Origin of the sequence: Paenibacillus sp. FSL K6-2393, assembly GCF_038002545.1 — a bacterium.
Lineage (GTDB): Bacteria > Bacillota > Bacilli > Paenibacillales > Paenibacillaceae > Paenibacillus.
In genome coordinates this window covers 5,698,380-5,710,207 of the sequence record NZ_JBBOCU010000001.1, presented here as the reverse complement: position 1 = coordinate 5,710,207, position 11,828 = coordinate 5,698,380, and the positions used below count along the sequence as shown (strand labels likewise).

Genomic DNA, 11,828 nt, shown 5'->3' with positions numbered 1-11,828 from the left:
AAAAGGATATGTAAGCGAAAGGAGGAAGCGTTATGGAACTATACTTCCGGGATAACTTTTTTAACGCGGGTTACACCGAGATTATGAATCCAAATCAGGAACAGGCAGGGCATCTGGATTTGAAAAGTGTCTTTGGTTCTTCGCTCGATGTATCAGATAACTCGGGATTGGTCTGCAGCGGCAAATTTCGCATGTTAACGAATCGTTGGGACATCACTGCAGCAGATGGGAGACATCTGGGTGTGTTGCGGGCGAGATTCAGTTTTTTTAGTAAAAAGTATGAATATGACGCAGGATCACGCGGTACGTATGATGTGTCTGCTCCAGCATTTTCGCAGGAATATGATATAAGTGGCAGTGGTGGCCGCATCGTGGCCAGTTTCCGTCGCACCAGTGGCTGGTTTAGTTCAGGGGCATTTGTATTAGATAACCAGTCGGAACAACTGGACACGTATGAATTAATTGCAGTGGTCATGGGCGTGCACGCGATTAACAAAAGACGGAACTCGGCTGCCAGCAGTGGTGGAGCAACGTAAGTGGAACAAGTAGAGTTGCTTTCCGCTGCTAGTTTTATTATATTTTCACGAACAAACAGGTATAGCAAAAAAAGGTTTGGATGAGATTATCCAGACCTTTTTTTCGTGTATGGGACCAAATCAATGACCATCGGCTTTCGCAAGGGAGCCTTCCTCACGTTGGCGGTGCTGAACTTCATTGGAGTGTTTGGGATGCATATCAGGATCTTTTTCCGCATAACGGGCCAATGCCTTGGCAGCTGTTTCGGACATTCGCTCCCGCAGCACTGTGTGGTCAGCGATTCGAACCCGTTTGCCGAGAAAACGCATTTTGGATAAGACGTAATCCATCTCATTGCGCGGAACGGTCAGCTCGATCCGATATGTCTGCTCGGCTTCCAGGTACTCGACCTGTTTCTCAAAGCAGGAGAAGGCATAGAGGATTCGGGACAGTTCCTGATTGAACTCGGGCAGTACCTCGATGGTGATGGTCGTTTTACGCTTCTCTGTTATCGCAGCAATTCGGGCAGTGTAACCAGAAGCGGTATCCGGCTCAACGGGTTGGGCTTCCACGGTAACGATGCTGTGCAGCTTGGTGGACATGAGCTTGTCGAAGCGAGGCGCGTACCAGAGCACATACCATTCTTTTTTGACCATGGAATACTCCAGTTTATACGGAAAACCAAATTCATCATGGCTTGTGCGTCCATTGCGGACGCGGCCTGTCATTCGAAATCCCTGATGATGCAGTATGATTAGCCTTAACTGTCGAAGTAGTGGGTGAGAGACACTGTTTTCTTCGCTTTTGGCTTTTTCGGTCAGGTAATCTTGAAGGTTCAGGTCCTGCTCACCATTCAGCATGTTGTACATTTTATCCAATGTTACAGCGCTCAGTGCTTCTCTCGCAGCAGGATGATTCAGCATCATGCGAAGCCAGGCCCGTTCCTGTGAGGTCCAGGTGAATAGTCCGGTTTCATTCAATCGCGTCATCATCTGATAGTTGAACATCTTCTCGAACAGGTTCATAATATTCCGCAATCTCCTTCCATTCCTTGATCATCTCCTGGCGTAGTCTCTGAGGTGCGATTATTTCGCAGCTTGAGCCAAAACTCCGTAACCACGGTTTGATCTCAGTGGTACCGTTGACCTGGATTTCGTAGAGAAAGGTATGGTCCGTTTCGGGTATAATCTTGCCCCATTGACCTTGCAGACGAACCCGATCCAGAATGAAGTTGCGCTGACCACGCTCCGGGTGGAAAAAGCGTGCTTGAACCGTCACGGTATTCCCCGTATCCACGAGCCAACTGTAGCGACTAATGTCGGTCCACTGTTGCTTCAGTTCAAGCATGTATTCCTCTTCTACTGAATCTTGTTCCTCCAATTGGGTTATGCCTTCCATGCGGAATTTCACAAAGCCACGGCGGCCCTGATATCCAATTACATACCAACGACCATACTGATGGTCATAGACCACTTCAAGGGGTACGATCCGGTTGGAGCGACCACCTGCTTCACGTTCAAAGCGTGGATTCGTATTCTGTGAACTGTAGCTGGATGGTTTTTTCGGTGAATAGTATAGGAACTGCACACGTTTGCGCTGACGAATCGCACTAAGCAGCGTGTAGAGATGAGCTTCGTCCAGGATACGAGAATAATAGTGATACTTATAGATATAGGGTTCGGTAGCTTCTTCTTGCGGAAAACTTACCGTAATGGCTTTCTTCAAACTGTCCCGCAATAAGTACCCCTGTACGGAAGGAACTTGGGTATTCGCCATCATATCCACAAAATCATACAACTCCAGCTGTTCCTCCACGGTTAATTCGGTAAGGACATCTTGTTGTAAAGCATATCGATACGGTCTGCCACCCGGCTCTTTTCGAATAACCCCAACCTCTTCCAGATATTTTAGATCGGAACGAATGGTTTTCTCGTCAGGTAACGCCAGATCTTCCGGCAGATCAGCACAGCAGGCGTCCAGCAGTTCCATCGCGGTTAGTGCTGTATCTTGTAGGGTATGCAAAAGGACGGAAAGACGCTGAACTTCAGTCTCTTTCATCGACTTGGCGCGGAAGAGGAAGAGCAGCATAGGTTCCGCGGATTCTCCGTACTGGAAGCGGACGAGATCAGCCATTTCAAGGCTTGCTTCGGCACCTGAATGCTGGTCAGTGACGCTCTGCATGATTTCTTTTAACCTGCGATTGGTTTTATCAAAGGTATGTACGGATATGCCAAGCCGCTCGGCATACTGTTTGCGGGTATATGCACCACTTGTCAGGGATAACATGCGTAAGAACTGAATTTCTTTGTCAAAACTCTCTCTTGCCATGCACATTCACTCCTTGTTATCCCTTCATTGTAGCAGGAAGAGTGGCAGGTTTCATTTTAAACTTATGAAGATTCACTCCATTTCAGAAATTGAGTCGTCGTCATACTTTCGCCATGTTCGCGTGCAGATGTGTAAGGCATAATGAGGATGTGAAGCGGGGCAGCAACAAGCACTGTGGATCAAGGTTCCGAGGCGCCAGGGAGGGTTACTTCGACTGTTAATCGACCAGGTCGTTGGTTCGAATCCAATCGCCGCCGTTCATGGCGGTGTAGCTCAGCGGTAGAGCGGGTAATATACCTTCCCACCTTTTTCCTCGGATCATTTTATTAAGGAATATCAGTAAATAGACTCACACCGGGAGGTCATGAGTGATGAGCAGAGCGAAACAATTATTTAATCAACCTCAGCCAACGACACGTAATCATGGGGGTTATGGAGCCTATGAGCGATTGGTGGAGGAACAATATATACAGATGTTGATGACCAATACATTGAACAATACGTTCTATGCAGATACCCAGCAACTGATGGACGATGCGATGGTCAGTCATCAGGAGATGGCTGAGGTCGATGCGGGGTTTATGGCGCGGGCGCTGGTCTATGCTCGTAATGAAGGGTTGATGAGGTTACAGCCTCTATACGGGCTGGCACTGCTGTCCAAAGTAGACGCGGATCAGTTTGCAAAGGTGTTCTCCAAGGTCGTACAGACACCGGCTGATTTGGCTGATTTTCTGACCATTCTGAGAGGATTGGGTCGGGGGCAGGGCGGACGAGCGGTAAAGCGTCAGGTGAGTCTCTTTTTGAACGGGATCAGTGAATACTGGGCGATCAAATACAACGGACGCGGGCGTGGATATAGTCTGGGCGATATGATCGCTACAGCACATCCCAAGCCGATAGATCTGAAGCAGCAAGCCTTATTCCGTTATTTGCGCGGGCATGAGGTGGATCTTACGGAACTTCCGCAGTTGCAGGCGCTGGAAAAGCTGAAAGCTACCCCAAACCCGGCAAGTCGGATGCATCTGATCGAGAAAGGTAAACTGCCGTATTCGGTGGTCACCTCGATTATGCAACCTACACGTACGGTGTGGGAGGCGTTAATGTCACAGATGCCGACCTTTGCGTTGCTGCGCCATCTGAATGCAATGGATCGGGCAGGTGTTTTTGAAAAATCGAAAAATATCGATTACGTAACAGGTCGTCTAACGGATGCAGAAGCCCTGCGCAAGTCGCGCATCTTGCCTTTCCGATTCGCCAGTGCGTATGAAATGATTGCGAGAGAAGAGTTGCGGGATGCTTTGAGGCAAGCGGTGGAGCTATCCATTGGCAACCTGCCAACACTGCCAGGAAAAACGGCTATTTTCCTGGATCGCTCCGGTTCCATGCAAGGGAATTATTTGCGGATTGGTTCGGTGCTGGCACTGGCGCTTTATAAACAAACACGAGGTAACGCACTGTTCTGGTTATTCGATCATATGGTTGAGGATGCTCGTCCCAAGATGGATGAGAGCATTCTTTCCCAAGCTCACCGTATTCGCGCACAAGGTGGAACAGACACGGGTCGACCAGTGCGGGAACTTCGGGATATCGGAGAAAAAGTGGATCAGATCATTATGATCACCGATGAACAGCAGAATGAAGGCAGCCCGTTATATGCCGAGCTTGAGCGATATCGCCGGATGATGAATCCGGAGTTGAAGGCATTTATTGTGGATATAGCACCTTATCGGCAGGCAATGGTACCGCCACGGGATGGCAAAACCTTTTACATCTACGGTTGGAGTGAAACGGTATTGACGTATATTGCCGAGACTGTGGCAGGATATGATACACTCGCGAACCGGGTTAGAGAGATAGAGATTTAATTGAGGGAATTTGGAGGCGGCTGACCATGACCTACGTTCATGAAGAAATGAGAGATACGATTAGACAACAGCTGAAGCAGATTGAACAGGACGAGCAGGTACGGATCATCTATGCCTGTGAATCAGGCAGCCGGGCGTGGGGGTTTCCTTCTCAGGACAGCGATTATGATGTGCGTTTTCTATATGTGAGACCGCTGGAATGGTACTTGTCGATTGAGGATAAAAGGGATGTGATCGAACGCCCAATCAGTGACCAGCTCGACATTAATGGTTGGGATCTGCGCAAGGCGTTGAAGCTGTTTCGCAAATCCAATCCACCACTTTTGGAGTGGCTGCAATCCCCCATTCAGTATGATGAACAGTATAACGTGGCACAGCATATCCGTGCACTTTCACCGTTGACCTTCTCGCCCAAGTCCTGCATGTATCATTATCTGAATATGGCAAAGGGGAACTTCCGCGATTATTTACAAGGTGAGCGGGTCAAGATTAAAAAGTATTTCTATGTTCTTCGTCCATTACTCGCTTGTGGCTGGATCGAACGTTATGATGCAATGCCACCGATGGCATTCGAAGAGTTGGTGCAAGAACTTGTACCTGCGACTACACCGCTATATACGGAGATTCATGAATTGCTGCGCCGGAAAAAGGCAGGCGAGGAACTGGATCTGGAGCCGCAGTTGCCCGCAATTCAGACTTTTTTGGCGGAGAAGATCGAGCATTTTGAACAACTGGCCGGACAGATGGAGAATGAACAGATTATTAAATTTGAAGAATTGGACCGGATTTTCCGTTTTGCATTGCAAGAGGTGTGGGGTGAAGGGGGGTAAGAGAAAGAAAGTTGCGTGCTGGCGACGCTTTCGCTGGAGTCAGAGCGAGTAGACCCGCGTTTGTAAATTGTTATATGAAAATAATTATTGTTATTCACCTATATTGTATGGGTAATTATGGTATGATACTCTGGCCAAACTAATTGCTGGAGGTTATCCGTATGCGTATCAAAGTAATAAGCAGTTTGCTTGCCATTTTCATGATTTTTGCTACCGTTGCGTCTGCTCACCCGGGAAGAACAGATTCGAGTGGAGGGCACACCTGTCGTACCAACTGTGCAAAATGGGGGCTGAAACAAGGGGAATATCACTATCACAACGGAGGTTCCTCTTCGAGTTCCAAATCTTCTTCTTCAAGTTCATCCAGTTCAGGAAGTACCAAGAAAAGTAACAAGTCTTCAACGGCAAGCAAAAAGAAAGCTGCTCCTAAACCGGAATATATCACCTCTTCTGTTCAGGTGAAGGTGAATGGTTCCAAGGTTATTTTCACTGAATCTCCAATTGTAATGAATAATACAAATCTCGTACCCCTGCGTGAGATGGCCAAAGCGTTGAAAGCCAAAACGTATTGGGACAGTAAGACTCAAACCATTACCATTACCAAAGATAAGTACAAGCTAATCTTTACCTTGGGCAGTAAAAAGGTGAAGGTTAACGGGAAAGAGGTCACCCTACAGGCAGCACCCAAAGAAATTAAGGGAACGACGTACATTCCCCTCAGAGTTTTGGTAGAAGGGCTTGGGGCATCCCTCACTTCATCCGGTAATACGCTGACGGTGAAGGTGAAAGAATAAGATTAAGAGATTATAAAAAAGCAGGTTGGGACCTAATCCCAACCTGCTTCTTTATGTGGCGCATGAACTTCGTTAAAGCAAGTTCCTTATCATGCCTGTGTGCGTGGTGCTGTAACTTTTGACATGACCTGGATCAGTTGGTATGAGCCACGGCGCGAATCTCAATCAGTTGATGAGGAAAGGCGAGTCCGGATGTGCCAACCATCGTAACAGCCGGACGATGAGTACCAATGTACTCTTTATACACGGCAACACATGGCTCAAGATGCTCCTGCGGGTGAACCAAAAAAATCTCCAGTTCAGCAATGTTCGACTTGGTCACGTTAAATCCTGCGAGCACGCGGTCCAAGTTATCTAATGTCTGGCGAACCTGTGCTTCAATATCATCGACACCAATAAACGTCCCCTGCATATCATGCGAAAATTGTCCTGCAATGTAGATCATACCGTTAATGCTGTATCCCTGAGCAACGCTAAATGCTTCTTCCCAGGGTACACCGTGGCTATATATTTGAGCTGAAGACATATATTTCTCTCCTTTGGAAATTCAAGATAAGGTTAGTATAAACGGAGAAAAACGACTTGGGCAGTACGCACTTACATGACAGTGACTATCCATTAGGATAGTGTAAACACGGTGTTTGTGAGCCTAACGACTCATTCCAGAGAATCTTTATATCAGGATATTTAATTTAGGTATAACTAACTTAAGTCCTATATCCTTCCACTAGAATCTGGGTAATAATTATAGTAGGCAAGTGATTAATGGAATCTCATAACGTAACGATAGGGGGTAACCTGTATGGCATCTGTGATTCTGCTGGTGAAACAGACGGAGGACGATGAGAAGGTTATTTATCGCTTCGGACCGAATGAGCGAAAGATGGGGCTCATTGAGATGAATAAGATCAAGGAAAGTGTGAGGGAACTGGAACCTGTCCAGGTGGATGGGGTAAGTCCGAGTTTTTTCTTTAATCGAGCCGCGCAGCGACTGGTACGATGTTTATTCAGGGAAGGCGGCAAGTTCCCGGAACGAACGACGTTTGAATCATAGTCCTATGGCAGGCTGCATGACAAGTAGCTGAGCAGGCAGCTGAGAGTTCATGGGTTAAATAATGGAAGAAGTCCAAGAGACCAAAGGTGGTGGCTCTTGGACTTTTTTTGCGTGTGGTGCACATTTAAGTATGGGAGACAGGAACCGCGAAGCGATCGATCCATTCTCGCAATTGTCTACGAAAGGAGGAATTGGTATGCTGGTCAATCTCGATGTTAGAATTATTTTCGCTGGTGGAATCTCTGTTAGTCATGCTCCAGATACCTTGTTCGGTATGAAGCAGCAGGAGAGCATGATCAGGCAGAGGAATTACATCTTCGGCATAATTGATGATACTGAGGTTATCCACACTACGACCAGAAGCTTCAAAAGAGTTATGCCATACCTTCAATAACTCGCGTGTTTCTAGAGGTAGCTCCCAATCGTCAATGAATCTATCTAACAAAATACGGTTTTCCTCGTTCGTCAAGACATTCCATTGTTCCTCCGTTATCGTGAACTGAGTAGGTTGATCAATGAATGGTTTGTGTTGCCCTATGTAAAATCGGAACAGTTCCTCTTCCCATTCTTCAGGTTCTGTCCAGGTGAACAAATGCACACGTTGATCCACTGCCAAATGATAGAGGTATGTATCGTTGTTATCTGTACTTTTGTGAATAGTTAATACCTTTTCTTGTTCAAGGCTGTCTGAGTACGCTCTAATCATGCTGCGGCTTTGGGCAAAATGCATAAGCATCTTCAAAAACTCCGGCTCGATCTCTATCTCGGTATCTTCCATATGCAAGATCAGCCCTTTGGATAAAAGACCGTGAGAGGCAGCCCTTAGAACGAGTTCCCAGTGTTGTTCAGATAACTCGCCATACATCGGTTTTAGGAGACCGGCTGCAATGTCCTCTGCGCCAAGTGTGGCCAGCGCAAATCCGAATTCTTCAATGGATAAGGTAACAAGTGGTTTATTCATGAGCTTAACCGCCTACTTTCTATGTAGATTGTTAGATAAAGGTTACTTTTTTTAAAAGGTCATTTGTGCTCATTCCAAGTTTTTCGAAGTACTTTAAGAATGTCGCTTTCCTGATGTTTCAGAAGACTATACGTATATATTTTATAGCTTTTTCCATCAACCATTTTGAATAAGTAATAGGATGGAGTAGGCTGGATCCATTTGTTTAGTCCTGGTGCTACGAAATCAATGGTACGTATATCCTTCCAAGATAACTGTTTTCCTGCATTTGTCTTAATGCCAGACAGATCGAAGGAAAATAAAATGTTTGTTCCAAATATTCTCGTGATGTTCCAGATAAACAGACGTCCCACAAACCAAAAGCTTAAGAATGCCGCACTAGTAAAGTACAAGGTTTGCAGAACGCTATTGTCACCATAGATAACATCACCAGTCAAGACAAGTCCAGCTATGATAAAAAGAGCAGATATCAGCGTATGACGTATTGCATATTTGCGTTGGTATGTAACGAACTGCATGGATACCTCCTAAGTATTATTTGAAGAGTTTACTAACCCATCTAATCCCTTTTTCAGCCGCTGAGGCTATATGTTTTCCGGCATAACTACCTATAGCTCCGCCTACATAAGCTCCAACTGCTGTTCCCGCAGGCCCGGCGAACGATAATAGGGTCCCGCCAACAATAGCCCCGGCTCCTGCAGAGGCAGATTTGATCACGATATTCGATGTGGACACGGCGAGATCCGTTTTGGTTAATGTTCCTTCCTTATACTTGGAGACCGTTTTAACCCCTTCATCCCAAACATTAAGTCCTACGTTGATAGGGAACAGTTTTTTGCTTATCATTGTAGGGATTTTGGAAATTTTCATACCGTATTGACCTTTATTCACACCGGCAATAACATTGCGGGTCCATTGACCGAAGCTGTTGGCTTTGTTGAAACCAAGCCCGATATCACCTACTTTTAATTTACCTGCAAGTCGATCAAAGCCCTTTAATCCTTTCATAACCAGACCGGGGTTGCGGAATTGTTTATCCAGTTTACGTGCCATGTTACTCAGAAAGGAATTCCCCTTTCCCTTCACCCACGGGGCATTATGGACTTTGGCACGGCTAGAGTTCCGGGGATCTACTTTGAAATGAACCGTTTTGGAGAGTACCATGGACGTAGCCAAAGCAGAATATAATCCTGTTCCAATCAGGCCTACATTCCCATGAATCGCATTAATTATATTCCAGGACTTACTTCCTTGATCATATATATCTGATAGCGTCGTTTTTACATCTTTCCCAGAAGTGGATTGGCTTGTACTGGTCTGTACACCATGCCCCTGAGATTGATCCGCTTGTGAGAAACGAGTTGCGATGGTATGTAGTTCCGTGCCAATCGCAGAGACTGAGCTAGAGAATCTTTCCATTTGCCGATGTGCCACCTGAAAGTTCTGAAAGAAACGCTCCTGTGTGATTCCCGACCACTGGCTTTGTAATGTACTTATATGTCTGCTTAAATTGTTAATCATGCTACGACTATGTTCCGAAGCTTGAGCAAATTGCTTGGAGATTGCCTGAAGCTGCTCAGGCGGTACAATAATCCTGGTCACGACATTCACCTCGTGGAAGATAAAATTAAGAATTTCTACAGATTATGTATATATCAAAAATGAAACGCTGTGAAATATTTACCCACTAATTTTAAAGGTCGAAACGTTTATTCGCAACGGATAATAAGGAATTGACGCGCAAAACAGTCCTTTGGTTGGGTTAAATTAGTGCTTTTCGTAAGACTTTGTTCCTGCAAATGGGACGAAGAGTATAAACAAAGAAGCCCACAACCCCCTATAGGGGGCGTGGACTTGTAAATTTTAGTTTGGTCTTCAAGGAGAATGTACTTATGGACATTCCTCAACTAGAACGTTTTGGCATAAGAGATCAGTGCCGTAATCGTGATTATATTAAGCAACGTTGAGATCAGTACCGTCTGGGCTGCAAAATCGGGTTCGTTATCGTATTCTTCCGCGAGAATGGATGCATTGACACCGGTCGGCATACCCGAAGCGATAATGAGTGCCTGTGCAGCGATACCTTCCAATCCAAGCAGTAGCACAATTGAAATCCCGATAGCCGGGCCAATCAGGAGACGCAAAAATGTGCTAATATACACATCAAGACGGTACAGCCGGATTGGATATTTTACAATCTGTGCTCCGAGTGTCAACAGCGCCACGGCAACCATACTTTGCTGCGCATAGGTCAGCGGCATGGACAGGAACGTAGGCAAGGGAACCTTCCACATGTGAAACAGAATCCCCAGCAAGAGCGCATACGGAACGGGCATTTTAAGAAATCCAATAATCACGGCACGGTAATTACCTTTGAGCTTCGCGCCCTGAATGGACAACACGCCATAGGTGAATGTCAGTAATGCCTGCAAAGACATGACCAGCGCCTGAATGGAAGAGGCGAGTGGATCGCCGCGGAATACCAGTGCATTGATGGGCAGTCCATAGTTGCCTGCGTTATCCAGCATAATACTGTTGTTGAAGGCAGCTTTCATGCCTTTATTCATCCGAAGCGAGCGTGCAACTACAGAACCTACAATATAGAGAATCAATACATATATTGCGTAAAAGAGTGTCACAGTCCCGAGCAGTTCCCCGGACATATCCGAGTGATACATACTCATAAAGACGGCTGCGGGGGTAATACAATAGAAATTGATTTTGGCGAGGGTGTACAAGTCCAGCTTGAACACCTTTTGCATCCAGGACCCGACGGCGATCAGGAGAAAGACGGGCAGGACGACTTCAAGCATGATGTCTGCAATCATTAGTTCAGCTTCCTTTTTCATGAAAATTTCAATCCGATTTCGAAAATGCTTTGCTCATTATATCATTTTATACACAACCGAATGTGTGAATTGGCTAAAAAACATCAGGAGGGGTTGCGTCATGATTCCAGATCATCTGGATGTTGGTTTATCGATATTGTTTATTGGTTTCAATCCGAGCATTACGTCTGGAGAGACGGGTCATCATTATGCTTACAAAGGAAACCGGTTCTGGCGCATCCTTGAACGGTCGGGATTAACCCCGCGTTTATATGATGCGCAGGAGGATGGAGAGTTGCTGAAGCTGGGATATGGATTCACGAATATTGTGGCCCGTCCCACCAGAGGTATGGAGGATATTACGAAGGAAGAGTACGCGGAAGGACGACAAATTTTACGGCAAAAGCTGGAGAAATACCGACCGGACATCGCCTGTTTTGTCGGAAAAGGCGTGTACACCCAGTACAGCGAGCGTACCAAAGTACAATGGGGATTCCAGGATGACCCGGTCGTCAAGGAAATTCAGGAGTTCGTCGCTCCGTCGTCCAGTGGACTCGTGCGCATGTCGATGGATGAGATTGTGGCGATCTATTCACAGCTTGCTGATTTTGTTGCGGAGAAGAACAGGGAAGATTAAGAGGCAAAGTAAGCA

Annotated in this window: 13 protein-coding genes; 6 read left to right on the top strand and 7 right to left on the bottom strand. The window is 46.2% G+C overall.

What is annotated here, in order from left to right:
• The first annotated feature begins 32 nt into the window (after positions 1 to 32).
• Positions 33 to 536 (top strand): hypothetical protein, encoded by a 504-nt coding sequence (locus MHI14_RS25425; RefSeq protein ID WP_091034173.1) that lies wholly within the window; start codon positions 33 to 35, stop codon positions 534 to 536.
• Positions 537 to 656: 120 nt separating this feature from the next.
• Here MHI14_RS25425 and MHI14_RS25420 read toward each other — a convergent pair whose 3' ends face one another.
• Together MHI14_RS25420 and MHI14_RS25415 are read right to left on the bottom strand one after the other, a co-directional pair.
• Positions 657 to 1,541: a WYL domain-containing protein gene (locus tag MHI14_RS25420; protein ID WP_133386624.1), complete on the bottom strand. Its 885-nt coding sequence runs from the start codon at positions 1,539 to 1,541 to the stop codon at positions 657 to 659.
• Positions 1,489 to 2,844 (bottom strand): helix-turn-helix transcriptional regulator, encoded by a 1,356-nt coding sequence (locus MHI14_RS25415; RefSeq protein WP_133386625.1) that lies wholly within the window; start codon positions 2,842 to 2,844, stop codon positions 1,489 to 1,491. The genes MHI14_RS25420 and MHI14_RS25415 overlap by 53 nt, the downstream gene beginning before the upstream one ends.
• Before the next feature lie 371 nt (positions 2,845 to 3,215).
• On the opposite strand from MHI14_RS25415, the gene MHI14_RS25410 reads away from it, so the two are divergent.
• From MHI14_RS25410 to MHI14_RS25400, 3 genes are all read left to right on the top strand, one after another.
• Complete coding sequence (locus tag MHI14_RS25410; RefSeq protein WP_341131500.1) at positions 3,216 to 4,709, top strand: TROVE domain-containing protein; 1,494 nt, start codon at positions 3,216 to 3,218, stop codon at positions 4,707 to 4,709.
• A 26-nt stretch (positions 4,710 to 4,735) separates the two neighbouring features.
• Positions 4,736 to 5,539 carry a nucleotidyltransferase domain-containing protein gene (locus MHI14_RS25405; RefSeq protein WP_341131499.1) on the top strand — a complete coding sequence of 268 codons (804 nt, stop codon included), beginning with the start codon at positions 4,736 to 4,738 and terminating at the stop codon, positions 5,537 to 5,539.
• Between the two features lie 161 nt (positions 5,540 to 5,700).
• Positions 5,701 to 6,333 (top strand): copper amine oxidase N-terminal domain-containing protein, encoded by a 633-nt coding sequence (locus MHI14_RS25400; protein WP_133386627.1) that lies wholly within the window; start codon positions 5,701 to 5,703, stop codon positions 6,331 to 6,333.
• A gap of 133 nt (positions 6,334 to 6,466) precedes the next feature.
• Here the strand turns inward: MHI14_RS25400 and MHI14_RS25395 are convergent, their stop codons facing one another.
• On the bottom strand, positions 6,467 to 6,859 hold the full coding sequence (locus MHI14_RS25395) for a RidA family protein (protein ID WP_133386628.1): 393 nt from the start codon (positions 6,857 to 6,859) through the stop codon (positions 6,467 to 6,469).
• 276 nt (positions 6,860 to 7,135) lie between these two features.
• On the opposite strand from MHI14_RS25395, the gene MHI14_RS25390 reads away from it, so the two are divergent.
• Positions 7,136 to 7,387, top strand: coding sequence for a hypothetical protein (locus MHI14_RS25390; RefSeq protein WP_047841868.1), 252 nt, complete (start codon positions 7,136 to 7,138; stop codon positions 7,385 to 7,387).
• 124 nt (positions 7,388 to 7,511) lie between these two features.
• Here the strand turns inward: MHI14_RS25390 and MHI14_RS25385 are convergent, their stop codons facing one another.
• The 4 genes from MHI14_RS25385 to MHI14_RS25370 all read right to left on the bottom strand — a co-directional run bounded on the left by MHI14_RS25385 (position 7,512) and on the right by MHI14_RS25370 (position 11,176).
• Positions 7,512 to 8,348, bottom strand: coding sequence for a hypothetical protein (locus tag MHI14_RS25385; protein ID WP_341131498.1), 837 nt, complete (start codon positions 8,346 to 8,348; stop codon positions 7,512 to 7,514).
• 59 nt (positions 8,349 to 8,407) lie between these two features.
• Positions 8,408 to 8,866: a hypothetical protein gene (locus tag MHI14_RS25380; RefSeq protein ID WP_091034151.1), complete on the bottom strand. Its 459-nt coding sequence runs from the start codon at positions 8,864 to 8,866 to the stop codon at positions 8,408 to 8,410.
• Between the two features lie 16 nt (positions 8,867 to 8,882).
• Positions 8,883 to 9,950: a WXG100 family type VII secretion target gene (locus MHI14_RS25375; protein ID WP_341131497.1), complete on the bottom strand. Its 1,068-nt coding sequence runs from the start codon at positions 9,948 to 9,950 to the stop codon at positions 8,883 to 8,885.
• 305 nt (positions 9,951 to 10,255) lie between these two features.
• Complete coding sequence (locus MHI14_RS25370; protein WP_047841870.1) at positions 10,256 to 11,176, bottom strand: AEC family transporter; 921 nt, start codon at positions 11,174 to 11,176, stop codon at positions 10,256 to 10,258.
• A 121-nt stretch (positions 11,177 to 11,297) separates the two neighbouring features.
• Here MHI14_RS25370 and MHI14_RS25365 point away from each other — a divergent pair, with 121 nt between their 5' ends.
• Positions 11,298 to 11,813, top strand: a complete 516-nt coding sequence (locus MHI14_RS25365) for a mismatch-specific DNA-glycosylase (RefSeq protein WP_341131496.1) — start codon at positions 11,298 to 11,300, stop codon at positions 11,811 to 11,813.
• Positions 11,814 to 11,828 lie beyond the last annotated feature (15 nt).